Source organism: Anaerovorax sp. IOR16, from assembly GCF_017168145.1.
In the GTDB taxonomy this organism is placed as follows: domain Bacteria; phylum Bacillota; class Clostridia; order Peptostreptococcales; family Anaerovoracaceae; genus IOR16.
This window is the reverse complement of record NZ_JADQTL010000010.1, coordinates 363983-380668: the sequence shown is the minus strand read 5'-3', so window position 1 is coordinate 380668 and position 16686 is coordinate 363983. Positions and strand designations below refer to the sequence as shown.

Annotated in this window: 13 protein-coding genes; 6 read left to right on the top strand and 7 right to left on the bottom strand. The window is 37.9% G+C overall.

The window, feature by feature from the left end; genetic code table 11:
- Positions 1–37 precede the first annotated feature (37 nt).
- Positions 38–1120, top strand: coding sequence for a DmpA family aminopeptidase (locus I2490_RS12320; RefSeq protein ID WP_206460058.1), 1083 nt, complete (start codon positions 38–40; stop codon positions 1118–1120).
- Positions 1121–1224: 104 nt separating this feature from the next.
- On the opposite strand, the gene I2490_RS12315 is transcribed toward I2490_RS12320, so the two are convergent.
- The 3 genes from I2490_RS12315 to I2490_RS12305 form a co-directional block, all read right to left on the bottom strand.
- Positions 1225–2343: an alanine dehydrogenase gene (locus I2490_RS12315; RefSeq protein WP_206460057.1), complete on the bottom strand. Its 1119-nt coding sequence runs from the start codon at positions 2341–2343 to the stop codon at positions 1225–1227.
- 64 nt (positions 2344–2407) lie between these two features.
- Positions 2408–3814: a Na+/H+ antiporter NhaC family protein gene (locus tag I2490_RS12310; protein ID WP_206460056.1), complete on the bottom strand. Its 1407-nt coding sequence runs from the start codon at positions 3812–3814 to the stop codon at positions 2408–2410.
- 312 nt (positions 3815–4126) lie between these two features.
- Positions 4127–5563: a sigma-54 interaction domain-containing protein gene (locus I2490_RS12305; RefSeq protein ID WP_206460055.1), complete on the bottom strand. Its 1437-nt coding sequence runs from the start codon at positions 5561–5563 to the stop codon at positions 4127–4129.
- A gap of 261 nt (positions 5564–5824) precedes the next feature.
- Between I2490_RS12305 and I2490_RS12300 the strand changes: the two genes are divergently transcribed.
- The 5 genes from I2490_RS12300 (at position 5825) to I2490_RS12280 (ending at position 11890) form a co-directional block, all read left to right on the top strand.
- Positions 5825–7663, top strand: coding sequence for a phospho-sugar mutase (locus I2490_RS12300; RefSeq protein WP_206460054.1), 1839 nt, complete (start codon positions 5825–5827; stop codon positions 7661–7663).
- A 139-nt stretch (positions 7664–7802) separates the two neighbouring features.
- Positions 7803–8726, top strand: a complete 924-nt coding sequence (gene hslO / locus I2490_RS12295) for an Hsp33 family molecular chaperone HslO (RefSeq protein ID WP_206460053.1) — start codon at positions 7803–7805, stop codon at positions 8724–8726.
- Positions 8727–8842: 116 nt separating this feature from the next.
- Positions 8843–9919, top strand: coding sequence for a D-alanine--D-alanine ligase family protein (locus I2490_RS12290; protein ID WP_206460052.1), 1077 nt, complete (start codon positions 8843–8845; stop codon positions 9917–9919).
- Positions 9888–10316, top strand: coding sequence for a DUF1934 domain-containing protein (locus tag I2490_RS12285; protein WP_206460051.1), 429 nt, complete (start codon positions 9888–9890; stop codon positions 10314–10316). Before I2490_RS12290 ends, I2490_RS12285 begins: the two co-directional genes overlap by 32 nt.
- Positions 10317–10402: 86 nt before the next feature.
- On the top strand, positions 10403–11890 hold the full coding sequence (locus I2490_RS12280; protein WP_206460050.1) for a S41 family peptidase: 1488 nt from the start codon (positions 10403–10405) through the stop codon (positions 11888–11890).
- Positions 11891–12044: 154 nt separating this feature from the next.
- On the opposite strand, the gene nadC is transcribed toward I2490_RS12280, so the two are convergent.
- The 4 genes from nadC to I2490_RS12260 form a co-directional block, all read right to left on the bottom strand.
- Positions 12045–12914 carry a carboxylating nicotinate-nucleotide diphosphorylase gene (nadC, locus tag I2490_RS12275; protein ID WP_206460049.1) on the bottom strand — a complete coding sequence of 290 codons (870 nt, stop codon included), beginning with the start codon at positions 12912–12914 and terminating at the stop codon, positions 12045–12047.
- A complete protein-coding gene (locus tag I2490_RS12270) occupies positions 12911–14200 on the bottom strand; it encodes an L-aspartate oxidase (protein ID WP_206460048.1) in 1290 nt (429 codons plus the stop codon). Before I2490_RS12270 ends, nadC begins: the two co-directional genes overlap by 4 nt.
- A 14-nt stretch (positions 14201–14214) precedes the next feature.
- Complete coding sequence (gene nadA / locus I2490_RS12265) at positions 14215–15126, bottom strand: quinolinate synthase NadA (protein WP_206460047.1); 912 nt, start codon at positions 15124–15126, stop codon at positions 14215–14217.
- A gap of 244 nt (positions 15127–15370) precedes the next feature.
- Positions 15371–16639, bottom strand: a complete 1269-nt coding sequence (locus I2490_RS12260) for a TolC family protein (protein ID WP_206460046.1) — start codon at positions 16637–16639, stop codon at positions 15371–15373.
- Between the last annotated feature and the right edge of the window lie 47 nt (positions 16640–16686).

The window sequence follows — 16686 nt, the reverse complement described above, 5'->3', positions numbered from 1 at the left end:
AACCTATTATTATGTTTAGAAAAGTGAGGAAGCGAGAATGGGTTTAAATACAGATACTGGAATTGTCATTGGTAAGATGAAAAAAGGAACAAAAAATTTAATTACCGATGTGCCAGGGGTAAAGGTTGGACATGTGACTTTGGATCAAGGAGATATACAGACCGGAGTGACTGCAATTTTACCTCATGAGGGTAATCTGTTTCAAGATAAAGTAATGGCTGGTTGTTGTGTTATAAATGGTTTTGGAAAAAGTGCAGGCTTAGTACAGTTGGAAGAATTGGGAACCATTGAAACACCGATTGTGCTGACGAATACGTTAAGTGTTGGTACGGCAGTCACTGCTTTGGTAAAATATATGCTGGAAAAAAATGAAGACATTGGAGTGACGACGGGTACGGTTAATTCTTTGGTTATGGAGTGTAATGACGGAAAGCTTAACGACATACGCGGACTTCATGTCAAGGAAGAACATGTGCAGAAAGCTTTAAAAACTGCTTCGGAAGTTTTTGAAGAGGGAGCAGTCGGTGCCGGAAGAGGGATGTGCTGTCTTGGCGTAAAGGGCGGAATCGGCTCTGCTTCCAGAGTACTTGAAGTAGAAGAGAAATCTTATACGATTGGTGCACTTGTTTTATCCAATTTTGGAGAACGAGGGGATTTAATTTTAGCAGGTAATCCCATTGGTGAACGTATTCGTCAGATTCAGGATAAAGATAACGCTGAGAAAGAGTCACTTTTGTCAAAGAAAACATTGGAAATCGAAGAAGGTGATAAGGGTTCGATCATCATGCTAATTGCAACGGATTTACCATTAAATGAACGTCAGTTAAAGCGCGTGGCAAAACGTGCGGGAGCGGGACTGGCAAGAACCGGCTCGTTCTATGGGAATGGAAGCGGAGATATTGCTGTTGCTTTTTCTACCTCGAATCGAGTTGCACATTATAGTGAGGATGATATTCTATCCACTAAGATGATGTATGATGAACATTTGGATCCTGTTTTTAAAGCTGCTACTGAGGCTACAGAAGAAGCAATTATCAGTTCACTTTATCATGCAGAAACTGTAGTCGGTGTTCGAGGCACAGTTAGAAAGGGATTAAAAGAATATTTAAGCAGATTATAAAAAGTAAGAAGAAACCTCTAAATCTAGTTGAAAGTCTAGATTTAGAGGTTTCTTTGGTTAGCGGAGTTGAAATAAAATTAGTATGTTCGTTCAGTTCAATAAAATTAGAAGTTTGCGATGATCGCATCCGGAGATACAAATTTAATGTTATATTTTTTCGCAGTCTCCTCAAGGGTTAACTTTCCTTCATAAGTTGTAAGACCTCTACGTAACCCTGGATTTTCTTTTAGAGCTTTTTTTAAGCCTTTGTTAGCAATCTCCATTAAATACGGTAAGGTTGCATTGCATAACGTCGTTGACGCTGTCTGGGCAAATGCGGACGGAATGTTGTCGACTGCATAATGGATGATGTCTTCTTCATAATAAATTGGATTGTTGTGAGTCGTTGAGTGGCAGGTTTCAATTGCACCATGGTCATCGCAAGCTACGTCAATAATCATCGAGCCTTTTTTCATAAGCTTCAGATCATCACGGTTTACTAGGTGATCTTTTCTAGTTTTATTCCATAAAATACAATTGATTAACATATCGGTTTTCTTTAGACAATTCTCTAAATTTACACGATTTGAGAAGAGACAGGTTACATTAGATGGAAGCTTTGCTTTTGCTTCTTCTAAAGCTTCTAAGCTTACATCAAGAATATAAACTTGATTGCCAAAGGAAGCAGCAAGCTCTGCAGCACCAAGTCCGGAATTTCCAGCACCGATAATCGTTACAACAGGTGTTTGCACACCGCAAACATTATTAAATAAAATACCTTTTCCACCATTCACTGCCTGACTGAAATGTAAGCCTGCAAGAAAACCACCTTTGCCTGCAAGTTCACTCATAGGCTTTAAGAGCGGAAATTTACCATTTTTATCAATGACATCTTCATACGCAATGGAAGTTACTCCACTTTCCAGCAGTGCATTTGTCATTTCTAAATGTGCATTGGAATGAATGTATGTAAAAACAATTTTATCTTTTTTCATGTATTTGTATTCTTGCGGAAAAATTTCTTTAACTTTATAAAACAAGTCTGATTTCTCATAAACGGTATCGCAATCTGCAATGACAGCTCCTGCCTGTTCATATTGCTCGTTGGAAAAACCACTTCCGATTCCAGCGTTATTTTCTACATATACTTCATGTCCTCTATGTGTTAATTCTTTTACAGCGTTTGGAGTTGCTGCAACACGGAATTCATTTTGTTTTACTTCTTTTAAAACACCAATAATCATTTTAAGCCTCCATATTATTGCATTTTGTTTATTTTTCTTTTGTTTTCTTTTTTATTTTTTAAAATTAGCTTAGAACAAATCCAACAACCAGGAATCCAGCTACAGATAATGTTGCTGCTGTAACTGCATAAGGAAGTTGTGTTTTTACGTGATCAACATGGTCGGCACCGGCAGCCAGTGAAGATAAAATCGTGGTATCTGACAGTGGAGAACAGTGATCTCCGAAACATCCTCCTCCCATGATTGCTGCTGCGGTCGCATAAATAATTGTGTTGATTTCTCCACCAGTCATGCTGAATGCCAAAGGCATGCAAATTGGTGTCATAATGGCATAGGTTCCCCAAGAGGTTCCGGTAAAGAAAGCAATAAATGCGCACAGTAAAAAGGTCATGGCTAATAATACGGTTGGTGTAATCCAGTTTTCTGTAACGCTGATTACATAATTTGCAGTGCCTACTTCTTTACTGATTACATTGATGCAATAAGCCATTGCTAAAATAAGCATTGCACTCATAACACTCTTTACACCTTCAATTGCAGTATCTACTAATTCCTGCATCGTTCCCATCTTTTGAAAATACATAACAATAAATTGATAGGTTACCGCGATAACAAGGGATTCTAATACCTTTGCGCCGCCCATAACGAGCCATGTAAATAGGGTCATTGCAATGATGATAATTGCCGGAGCAAAGAAGTTTAAAGCAAGACTTGGCTTCGTGCCTTCTTTTGGTCTGATTTTTTCTAACTCATCAGAGATTAAAGGTCTTGCCGTATCGGAAATAACCTTGCCTTCCAATCGCGCTCTTTCTTCTGCTTTTTTCATTGGACCGAAATCAGGAAGGGTGCCTGTAGCAATTAGTCCTACCATAACAACTGAAAATAATCCATAGAAGTTAAATGGAACCATGTGCATAACAACATCCGTAGCCATGCTTGCATTGGCAATTGGTCCGATCCCTACCATTAAGCCTGCCAGATAAACACCCCATGCAGCAAATGGAAGCAAGGTGATAACCGGGGCAGAGGTAGAGTCACAAATGTATGCCAGCTTTTCTCTGGATACGCGTGCCTTATCCGTGATTCCACGCATAACGGTACCAACATAAAGTGGGCTGAAGTAATCACTGAAAAAGATAAAAATACCAAGAAGCCAGGAAATAACCTGTGCACCTCTTGCTTTAATGTTTTTTCTGGCAATCATTTCGGCAAAGGCATCAATGGCACCTGATTTTTGGAATAATGCAACCATAATACCAATAAACACTTCAATGCTGATTACCCAAATAAAATCAGCATTGCCCAAAGCGTTTTGCAGAATGCCCGTGAACCCAAACAGGAGATTTTGTCCTGTAATGGTTACTCCAACTAGAACACCACATAAAATTGATATGAGTGCATTTCTTGTTACAAAGGCAAGCACCAATGCAACCATTGCTGGAGCTAGCGATAAAATTCCGTAATTATCCATAATTTACTCCTCTCTTTTTTCCTGCTAATATAAAGATTAATTACACCACCCTATAGGGCAAATATTATGCCAATGTTGATAATAAACAAAAACATAACAATAAAACGTTGAAATTTAAACGTTTTATTTCTTTCGTTTTAATATAATATATATTACAATTCATTTAAAGATAATAAGAAAAGAATAAAAATGACAGAAAACTGTCTCTTCATAATGAATAAAGACGGTTTTCTGTCGATTGAATAATTTTGCGACGAAAATTTGTCACATGCGATAAAAGAAATATCGATAAAAAGCTACTTTTTTACTATTTTATAAAATATTTAATTTATCAATTTTATATTTTAGTGTTTGACGTGGTATTCCCAACAATTCTGCGGCTTTGGTTTTATTCCCCTCTGATATCTGTAACGCTTTTATTACCAATTGCTTTTCGGTACGTTCCAAATTCTTTTTTAAATCAAAGTATTCTTTATCGATTTTAGTTAGATTTGGAATTCCTTTTTTTTGAATAGCCTGGTTTCGCGATAGATTCGGTTCGTCCTTTTGAATAATTCGGTCATGCATATAAGCAGGCAGATCCTTTACATCTAAAATTGTATGTTCAGATATGCTGATCATGGATTCTACAATATGTTTTAATTCGCGTACGTTTCCGTCCCAACGGTAGTTTAAGAAAATATTCTTTAAGTCATCCGTGATTCCGCTTATATTTTTATCATAAATTTCATTGCATTCCTGAATATAATGCTTCGTGTAAAAAAGAATGTCATCCTTACGTTCTCTTAACGGAGGAAGATAAATCATACCGCTGCTCAATCGATAGAACAAATCTCTTCTCAGTTCGTGCCGTTCAATGGCATCAAGAGGATCTACATTGATTGCGGCAATAATTTTTACTGATACCTTTTTCTCTGTATTTGCACCGACAGGACGGAAGGTACCTTCTTCCAAAACACGCAGAAGTTTACCTTGCACATGATAAGGCAAAGAATTGAGTTCGTCTAAAAAAAAGATACCACCGTCCGCTTCTTCAAATAAACCTTTATGATTCTCAGCGCCTGTATAAGCCCCTTTTGCTGTACCAAATAATATGGATTCAATTAAGTTTTCTGGGACAGAGGCGCAGTTTTGAATGACAACCTTTTTTTTCGAAATACCGCTGCTGCTGATCATCGCTTGTGCGAACAATTCTTTCCCAGTTCCAGTTTCTCCGTAAATGAGTGTTGGTCTGGGCAGTTGAGCCAATACTTTAGCACGCTCAATGTTCTTTTTCATCGTTTCATTTTTTGTTAAAATACCCTTAAAACTAAATCCATTTGCATCTCTTTTGATTGAATTTGCCAACTCATCAAATTTTTTATTTTGATTCAGCTTCATTTTATGACTTAGATTGTCTATGGTTGTGACATCTTGGGAAAGCTCTACAGCACCTATGATTTGTCCTTTTAGAATGAGGGGAAAGGTGATATTATTTGTGCAGAAAAGATGACCTTTGTCATTATAGAATTGCTGATTTTTCTTTACAACAATTTCACCGGTCGTCATGCATTTTACAAAAGAACTGGTTTCTCTGTGTATGGAAGGATAAACTTCAAAGAGATTGCGGTTCATATAATCTCTATTATCTAAGGTTAGAGAATCATGCACTCTCATATCATAACGAGAACCGTATACAATAGAATAATTTCGGTTGACCACCAATAAATAATCCAAATGATTCAGTTTTAAGCTTGCAATATCAATCATGCCGAGCACTCCCATCTTTGTTTATTGAACCCATTATAAAACACTCTTTTCTTTTTATCAATGAATCCGTGAAGTTTCTGTGACAGCATACGGAATTGATGATAGGAAGGTTTTCATATTTCTTAGAGTATGGTAAACTATAATATAAACCATTTTTGTAATGGATTTATTAGGGTTTTGATAGGAATAAAAAGTATCAAGTATTTTATAAAGCAAGTGAAACAAAAAGATAAATAGATAGAGCGAGAAAGGAAAAGGCAAATGGAGAAGTATACCGAAGTCATTCAAAAAATGAAGCTATGGTTGGAATATCCTGCTTTAGATCCGCAGCTTCGTGAGGAGTTGATTTCTCTAGATAGAAAAATAAATATAAAGACAAACTGCAAAGCAGCTTTGGAGGAAGTCTATGAGCGTTTTTATAAAGAACTTGAATTTGGCACAGGTGGATTACGGGGAATTTTAGGAGCCGGAACCAATCGAATCAATGAATATACTGTTACCAAGGTAACGCAAGGGTTAGCGGATTATATCAATCGAAAAACACCCATAGGAGTAAGACCGAAGGCAGCCATCTCCTATGACAGTCGGATTTATTCAAGAGAATTTGCAGAAAAATCAGCGCAGGTGCTATCGGCAAACAACATCGACGTTTATCTGTTTAAAGAGCTGATGCCAACACCGGCACTTTCTTTTGCTGTACGACATTTTGGATGCAGTGCAGGAATTATGATAACGGCAAGTCATAATCCGGCAATGTATAATGGATATAAAGCCTATAACCATAAAGGCTGTCAATTAAATTTAGAGGAGACGGAAGTTTTGATTTCTCTCATCAATGAGATTGATCTTTTCCATGGGGTTCGTTGTTTGACTGGTCCATTTCAAGAAAGGAAGGAAACGGCCAAAACCGGAAGGATTAAATATATTTCAGAAGATGTTATTACGGAATATATTGAAACGGTTAAGAAAGAACGTACTGGGGTGGATTGTTCTGATTTATCGGTGATTTATACACCATTAAATGGCGCCGGGAATAAACCGGTACGTCGTATTTTAAAGGAAATTGGAGTTCGTGAGCTTGAAGTCGTTCCTGAGCAGGAAAAGCCGGATGGCAGATTTCCGACGTGTCCATATCCAAATCCGGAGAAGATCGAAGCCTTAAAGCTTGGACTAGCCTTGTGTGAGAAGCGCTGCAAGGAAGCAACGGCGATGGCTGTGGGGCCGGGTGCGATTACCCGGGGAATAATGAAAAAACCGGACTTACTGTTAGCAACCGACCCGGATAGTGACCGTGTTGCAATTGCAGTACGTGTGAAAGGTGTTCTTGGGGAAGACACATTCCGATTATTAAGTGGAAATGAAATAGGAATTTTGCTGTTGGACTATCTATGTCAGATGCGAAGTGGTTCAAAAAAGCAAGGAGTTCCACGACCGATGCCTAAAAAACCGATAACGATTAAAACCATTGTCTCAAGTAAAATGATTGAAATTCTTGCAAAGCATTATGGGCTGGAATTGATTCAAGTATTGACGGGCTTTAAATTCATTGGGGAGCAAATTGGATTTTTAGAAGATAAGGGTGAAGAAGATCGTTTTATCTTTGGCTATGAAGAAAGCTATGGATATTTAGCAGGAAGTTATGTCAGAGATAAGGATGCTGTAAATGGTTCGATGCTTCTTTGTGAAATGATCGCTTACTATAAGAAGCAAGGAAAAACATTGTTTCGCCGTTTGGAGGAATTATATCACCAGTTTGGGTATTATAAAAATGATCTCTTGGATTTTGCATTTGAAGGTGTGTATTGCATGCAGGAGATGCAGAGGCTTTTGGACGGATTGCGAAACAATCCGCCTGCGAGTATCGCAGGCAGTCCGGTTTCTGCGATGATCGACTATGCGAAGGATGAAACCGGGCTTCCAAAAGCCAATGTCCTGCAATTTAACCTTCAGGATGAAAGCCGTTTTATTGTTCGCCCTTCGGGAACCGAGCCAAAGCTGAAGATTTATTTCTTTGTACAGGGGAGTAATGAATCTGACGTTGATGGCAGAATGGAAGCGTTAAAAGCAGAAGTTTCAAAATTGGTACATACAAATTGTTAACGAACAGAGAATTTATAGTAATAAAAGTAATAAATTGAACAATAATCAATCAGATTAATATTGTTAGTTGATTATAACTACAGACTATTAGGTTAAATTAATATTATAAAAAACAAAGATTAAAAATAGGAGAGAATGTATGAGCAAAGCATTAATTGCAATAGACAAAAGTGGGTCTTTTCGAGTCTATTTATCCATTACCACATCTATGGTAGAGGAGGCAAGAAAGATACATCAGGCAACGCCGCTTGCTACGGCAGCTTTAGGAAGAGTGCTTACCGGAACAGGAATGATGGCACTGATGATGAAAAATGAAAAGGATAAGGTTACCGTTCAATTTAAAGGAGATGGTCCCGCTAAAGAAATCTTAGCTACCGCTAAGGGAGATGGTAAGATTAAAGGTTACATTTCCAATCCATTCGTCGATTTGCCATTAAAAGAAAATGGGAAACTGGATGTTGGGGGAGCACTTGGTATTGGGGCGGTTACTGTTATTAAGGATTTAGGCTTAAAAGAACCTTATGTTGGAAGAATTGATTTGGTTTCGGGAGAAATTGCAGAAGATTTGACTGCATACTTTTTTGTGTCGGAGCAGCAGTCGTCGTCTGTTGCTTTGGGTGTGAAAATTGGCCGAGATTATTCGGTAACGGCTGCGGGAGGTATGATCATTCAAATGCTGCCGCAAGGCAATCCGGAAGCAGTGGATGCGCTTGAAGCGATGTTGGATAAGATGACGCCGATCAGTACTTTAATTGAAGAAATGACAAACAAAGCAGCTGGGAAAACAGAGGACGCAATTTTAGAGGAGCTCTTGCAGACCATTTTTTCCGAGATGCCGGAAGAATTTAAAGTAGAAACACTGGGATTCAGAGAAATTGGATGGGAATGCGATTGTTGTGAAGAGCGCTTGGAGCAAGTGTTGATGAGTATTGGGAAAAAAGATTTGCAGACCATTTTGGAAGAGGACGGACAAGCGGAGCTTGTATGTCAATTTTGTACAAAAAAATATCAGTTTGATCAACCCCATTTAAAACGCTTAATTGCAGAATTAGATGAAAAATAAATGAAAAAAATTGAAAGTTAAAAAAAGAAAAAGGCATGAATGCAGTTCCACCTTGATACGATATAATGTACTCGAAAAAGAGGTAATTGCAGGAAAGGCTTTGGAGGATATAAAAAATGACAACAATAGGCGTTTTATTTGGCGGAAGATCTGGTGAACATGAAATTTCTTTAATGTCCGCAGCATCTGTAATCAATGCAATTGATAAGACGAAATATAAAATTGTAATGATAGGAATTACGAAACAAGGGAGATGGTTAAAATATGATGGCCCATTTTGTCATATTGAAGATGGAAGCTGGCAGAACATTGCAGAAGAAGCGTTAGAGCGTGACCCTCAGAATTATGAAATTACCGTTTTGGGCACAGGAGGCCATTCACTAAAAGAACAGATTGATTTTGCTTTGCCGATATTACATGGTCCTTATGGAGAAGACGGGACTGTGCAAGGGTTGTTTGAAATGATGAATCTTCCTTATGGTGGTTGTGGTGTAGCCAGCTCTGCGACTTGTATGGATAAGGGATTGGCAAAAGCTATTTTTGCACAGGAACGATTGCCTCAGGTTCGCTATCGTGTCGTTCGAAGTGAAGAGCTTGAGAGAGAAAAATCTCGAATTCTGCAGGAACTTTCCGATAATCTGGGATTTCCTATGTTTGTAAAACCTGCCAATATGGGTTCCAGTGTAGGGATAGGAAAAGCAAAAAATAAAAAAGAATTAAAGGAAGCTCTTTGCAATGCAGCGATATATGATCAACGTATCATTGTAGAAGAATTCATTGATTGTCGAGAGATTGAAACGGCGGTTATTGGAAATTATGACGCTGAGGTGGCTGCTGTGGGAGAGATTATTCCATCATCGGAATTTTATGATTATCGGGCAAAATATTTTGACGGGGGAAAATCAAAACTTTGTATCCCGGCAAATCTTACATTAGAACAAACAGAAACGATTCAGGAGATTGCAAAAAAAGCCTATAAAGCGACGGACTGCTGTGGTTTCGCAAGAGTGGACTTTTTTATCAGTAAGAATACAGGTGAAATTTATCTCAATGAAATCAACACCATCCCAGGATTTACAAAATACAGTATGTTTCCACTTTTATGGGAAGCGGTAGGAGTACCCTATCCCACATTGATTGAAAGGATAATTACATTAGGCTATGAAAGACATTATGCTAAAAATCATCGGTAAGCAAATTACCAGTGAACAGGAAGAAAACGTATTAGAATTTATAACAGAGGGGAAGTTCTACGAAAAGGGAGATTCCATATATTTGGTATATAAAGAAAGCGAAGTTTCAGGAATGGAAGGGTGCACCACTTCATTGAAAATCAAAGGGGACACCGTTAAAATGCGGCGATATGGAGATTCAATTCCTTTGGATACTGTAATTAAATTTGAAAAAGGGAAGCGATTTGAAGGCTATTACGATACGCCGTTTGGTGCTGTCGAAATGGAAGTTTTGACTAATGATGTTGAGAATCAACTACAAGGTGATATTGGAAAAGGTACGCTAAAGATTGACTACCATATCAGCTTGCGAGGTCTTACCGAAGGCAGAAGTAAATTGGACATTGAGATTATATAAATAATTTACGGTAATTAAATGATTTATGGTGATTAAATGATATATCATATTTTAAAAGATTGTTTTATTGGAAAGGGGATGTAATAATGCATTCACAAAAGACAAAAAAAATAGCACGATTTTTGGCACTTTTAGTTGCTGTAGCACTGATACTGACTTCTTTCTCATTTGTGATGTTTTTTCCGGGCTTACTGGGAGCAAGTGAGTTTGCTGTGTATGCGGCAGACAGTGAAACGCAAAGCAATGCTTATTTAAAGAGCGAATTTACTACTATGGAGACGCTAATTAATACCATACATAATAATTATAAGGATGAAATCACTTATAAAAAATTGCTTGATGGTGCGTATGCAGGTATTTTTGAGGCGCTGGACGATCCTTATAGCGTTTATTTTGCAAATGGACAAGAGGGAGAGGCATTTGTTGAGAGTGTCAATGGTGCCTTTAGTGGAATTGGTGTTGCGGTTAAGGATGTTAACGGTAAATGCAGCATAACGCAGACGTTTGTCGGTTCTCCTGCGGAAAAAGCAGGCATTCAGGCAGGAGATGTTGTAATGGCAGTCGATGGAGTTCGTGCAAGCGGAAAAAGTGTGGATGAAATCGCTGCTTTAATGCGTGGAGAAAAGGGAACGAAGGTAACCATTACGGTGGATCGCAATGGAAAAAGCTTGTCTTTTCCATTGGTACGAGATGTGATTGGAAGCCTTTGTATGACGGATAAAATGTTAGAAGGAAACATTGGCTACATTCGAATTACGAGCTTTGACAGTGACTGTCATATAGAGTTTCAATCTGTTTTAAAACGTCTTTTGGAAGCAGGAGCAAAATCTTTGATTATTGATGTAAGAAACAATCCCGGAGGCTTGATTGGACAGACAGCAGAAATTGCAGATCAATTAATGGAAGAAGGCCCAATTTTACATTTTAAACAAAAAGACGAAGTGATTGAGACTTTAGAAGCAACAGAAGAGGCATATGTAAATTTACCGATTGTGCTTCTTGTAAATAAAAATTCAGCAAGTGCATCTGAAATTTTAGCAGGAGCGTTGCAGGATAGTAAAAAGGCTGTTTTGGTTGGAACAAAGACCTTTGGTAAAGGGGTTGCTCAGCAGGTTGGAGAACTGAAAAACGGTTCTCAGATTAAACTTTCCACTTTTTATTTTTTAACTCCGAACAAAAATACGATTGATCATGTGGGGATTACTCCTGATTATGTTGTATACAATGGAGGAGAAGCAGATATTGAAGAACTAAATTCTAAAATAGATGCATTTGTTCCAATGGTTGAAAAGGTAAAAGCAACGACTGGGCAAGTTGGTTTGAATGTTTACGGTGCACAGCAAAGACTTCAAGTGTTAAGGTTTGATGTACCTTTGAATGCAACAATGGATGGAAAAACAGTTGCAGCTATAAAGAAATTTCAAAAAGAAAATGGATTGTACGCTTATGGTGGCTTGGATTATGCAACCATTGACACCCTTAATAAGGCTGTATGGGAATATGCGACTGGAACTGCAAGTACAGAAGATGATGATCTGCAGCTGAAAAAAGCAATAGAAATCTTAAAGAATTAGAGACATTAATGTTAATACATAGGTATTATTTAAAAATAATATTAAACTTAAAAGTATAATTGAGAAAGCACATCAGTCAATAAGTTAGCACCCCAAATGGTAGAAAGAAACTAATATTTGGGGTGCCAAATTTTAACTTATGAATGATGTTTTTTTATGAATTAAGAATATGCAAATGCTTCATAGAGAAATCTAAAATGGACGCAGAATGAGTTAAAGCGCCGCAGGAAATATAGTCGACTCCGATGTCTGCATACTGTTTTAAATTTTCCAGAGTTACATTACCAGAGCACTCGATTTTTGCCTTTCCTTTTGCTTTTAAAACAGCAATTTTCATATCTTCCGGTGACATATTATCGAGCATGATGATATCAGCACCACCTTCTAAGGCTTCTTCAAGCATCGTTAAATTTTCTACTTCAATTTCAATTTTCCGAACAAAAGGTGCATAATCTTTCGCCATAGAAATAGCTTTTTTTACTCCTCCTGCTGCATTGATATGGTTGTCTTTTAATAAAATACCATCGGATAAATTAAAGCGATGATTATAACCACCGCCAACTCGTACGGCATACTTTTCAAAAATACGCATGTTAGGAGTTGTTTTTCTTGTGTCCAAGAGTTTGGCACTTGTACCATTTAGAATTTGAGCCATATGATAGGTATAGGTGGCAATTCCGCTCATACGTTGCAGAAAATTAAGAGCGACACGCTCTCCTGACAGTAAGGCATGTACGTCTCCGGTAATTAAGGCGATTCGATTGCCTTTTTTAATAATCTCTCCATCTTTAAAATCTTTAACAACTTTTACATTAGAATCTAGGAGATCGAAGACTCGTTCAAAGACATCAATTCCGGCTAGAATTCCATCTTGCTTACAAAGCAACTGAACTTCGGCTTGGCAAGCTTCGCGCATAACTGCGTTGGTCGTAACATCTTCTTGTGTAATATCTTCTTGTAAAGCTTGCAGTAGTAAAGGGTCTATATTTAATCTTTGTGCAATGACAAATCCATGGTTTTTCATTTGTGTTTCATCATCCTTTCTATCTCATCACGTACAAGTTGTTGTGTTTGCTGATTAATCATCTGCAGCTGTTTTGCATTGATTTTGTATTCTGGAGTATTTGAGTTCAAACAAAAGGTTTCTTCAAATTCCAATTCAATCTGTTTTGCAGCTTTTTTGGAAAAGACTAAGCTTTCCAGTAAAGAGTTGCTGGCTAAACGATTTGCACCGTGAACTCCATTGCAGCTGACTTCTCCTACAGCATATAGTTGCTTAAAGGTTGTTTTGCTTTGCAAATCGACAAGAATTCCTCCCATGCAGTAGTGTTGGGCCGGGACTACCGGAATCCATTCTTTTGTAACATCAAAGCCTTTTTCAAGACAATGCTTATAAATCGTGGGGAAGTGTCGTTTGATTTCTTTCTCTCCGATTGGGATCATCGATAGCCATACATGGTTTGTCCCATCCAGTTTCATTTGTTTATAAATTGCCTGCGATAGCAAATCTCTGGGCATGAGTTCATTAACAAAACGCTTACCGTCTTTGTTATATAAGACCGCTCCTTCTCCACGTACCGATTCGCTGATTAAAAAGCAGCGTTCAGATGTAGAATCATAAAATGTGGTAGGATGAATCTGAATGCAATCCATGTCCTTTAATGGGATTTTATACTTTAAAGCGAGTGCCAAAGCATCTCCTGTAATATGGTGAAAATTGGTTGAATTTTGATACAGCCCGCCAACGCCTCCGGTTCCGAGTACCGTCTCCCGGCTGCGAATTTCGAGAACTTCATTTTGAGCATTTGTTGCAACAACGCCCAGGCATCGTTTGTTCTGTATCAGTAAATCAATCATAGTAACATGATCGAGAATGGTTATATTGTCCGACTGCTTAACTCGATTTAGTAATGTATTGGAAATCTCTTGTCCAGTCTGGTCCTTGTGGTAAAGAATACGAGGTTTGGAGTGACCACCCTCTTTTGTATAGAGTAACTGTCCATTATCATGTTCAAAGGTTACACCATATTCCAGCAAATCTCTTATTACTTCCTGAGAATTTTGAATCATCGTGTCCACTGCTTCGGGACGGTTCTGATAATGTCCGGCTTTCATGGTATCTTCATAAAAGCTGCTATAATCTTCATTGCCTCGTTTGATGCAAACACCACCCTGTGCTAAAAAAGAGTTGCTGGATTCCGGCGCATCTTTTGTTATCATTACGATTTGTTTGTCTGAAGAGAGATTTAATGCACAAAAAAGTCCGGCAACCCCGGTTCCTACAATCACAACATCAACGTTCTGTATCATGGCATGCCTTCTTTCTATAGGGTTGGTTTTGCGGCCAATTCCAACATACGATTTAATGGGATTAGAGCTTTTTTACGTAAATCTTCAGAGATCTCTATCTGGTTCGTTTTTGTTTTTAAGGTAGAAATTACCTTATCTAAGGTGATTTTTTTCATATCATTGCATATTTGTTCCGATGTCACTGCGAAAAACTTCTTATGTGGATTTCGTTTTTCCAATTCATATAAAACACCAACTTCTGTTGCAATGATGATTTCCTGTGAATCACAGGATGAAGCATAAGCGATAATTCCGCTTGTACTGCCTACATAGTCAGCCGATTGCAGTACAGAAAAATCACATTCCGGATGAGCCAACACTGGCGCAAAAGGATGTTCTTTTCTTGCAATTGCTACTTGGCTTGCCGTAATTCGCTGATGAACCGGACAGAATCCATCGTTAAAATAGAACTTTTTTTCTGGAACTAAGGAAGCGATATAGCGCCCTAAATGTACATCAGGGATGAAAAAAATATTTTTATGCGGTAAATTTTGAATAATGGTCTTTGCATTGGATGAAGTGACGCATACATCGCAATTTGCTTTTAATGCAGCTGTGGAATTGATGTAGCATACTACTGCTAAATCATCGATTTCTGCACGCATTTGTTGAATTTTTTCAGTACGTGCCATATGTGCCATTGGACAATCTGCGGAAAGCTCAGGCAGAAGCACTGTTTTTTCAGGATTAAGGATTTTTGCACTTTCGCCCATAAAATAAACACCGGAAAACAAAATCGTCTTTTGTGGAATTTCTTTTGCTATTTTAGCCAGATAATAAGAATCTCCCACGTAGTCCGATACCTTTTGAACTTCTTTATCAACATAATAATGAGCGAGCAGTACTGCATCGGTTTCATTTTTTAACCGTTGAATTTCGTTATACATTTTAAATACCATCCTATTTTCATCTATTTTTGTATAAGTAATAAATTAGATACAGTATAACATAAGTAAATACATGTGACAAGACACATGTATTTATATATTGATATCTCATAATATGCGAAAGGATGAAAGGTATAGTAATATTTTTTAATAAGGTAGTTGGTATGTTATGACATAAAAAAGAGCTTTTCCTAAGATATAAAGGAAAAGCTCTTTTGCTTTTAATTATAGATAAATAGTATTGTTATAGCGGTAAACGAGTGGTTCCTACGTCAGTCGCATACTTAAATTGATAAATTGCCAAGTTGTAATCATTAATGGCAGCGGCTACACCCAAACTTGCTTTATAAGAAAGTACCTGTGTCTGTTGCAATTCGGCTAAGGTACACATACCGGCTTCGAAGGATAAGTTTGTCAAACGATACCCTTCTTTTGCATATGTTTCTCTTGCTCTTGCGGATTCCAAAGCCGTTTTTAAATCATCTAAGCTTGATTTTTGGCTTCGAATGTCAATTTCAATTTTATTTGGCGCATCCTTAGCAGTTTTTTCCGCATTGAGATATGCAACCTGCTGCTTTAAATAAGTTGAAGAATTTTGAGGATAGCGGTATTTTAAGCTTTCCAATAAAATTCCGTGTACCTCCTTTGCAAAGTTTGCACCTTTGATTTCATTGCGGTTTTTTATTGCATGATCAATGGAAGCTTCCAAACTATCCTTTGGAGCAGGAAGTTCCTTTAAAGTATCGGTAAAAGTAATTTCCTGCATAACCGGATATCCGAGCAGAAAATTAAAACTCATTCTTGCTGTTTCCAGTTTAGTTTCTGCTGATTGCACATCGCTTTTTGCAGCTTCCAAAGAAGACTGTGCAGAAAGTACATCCTTCTGTGCAACCATACCTACCTTATATTGCGTTTGGGTATTTTTCAAAATGTCCTGCTGTACTTTTAAATTGTCTTTTGCAATTCTTAAATTATCCTGCGCTAAAAGAACTCCCGAATAGAGTTGTACGGTTGTATATTCGATGGAATTCAATTCAGCTTTATAATTGTTTTCCCCTTGTGCTTTTGCAAAGTCGCGGCGCAGCTTCATAATTTTTTGGTTGGTAACGGTTGCACCGGCAGCTTCGGCACTGGAACTTGCAGACATATAGTCAGAACTGCTGACTCCTGGATAGCCGATATTTATTAGGTATTGGAGTTTATCTAATCCATCAAATGCTTCTTTGATACTAGTAACGGTTTCTGCATAGCCCCTTGCAATGGCATCATCAGATTTACGGTTCAGTTCGGCTGTTTCTGCACTGGCACCTGTCGTCTGCATAATTTTGATTGCCTCATCCAGCGACAGCTTTTTTGGTATATTTGTTGCTACTTTTGAAGCATCTTCTTTTACAGAAATAGCAGATGGAGTTGTTTCCACAGCATCTTCTTTAGAATCGGCTGCAAACGTGAGCGCACTACCGCCTAGGAGCATAGAAGCAATCAATAATGCGCTAATATATTGTTTTTTCATTCTCGTTGTCCTCTTTTCTATGATTGTTTTTTATTGCCGACCCAAGA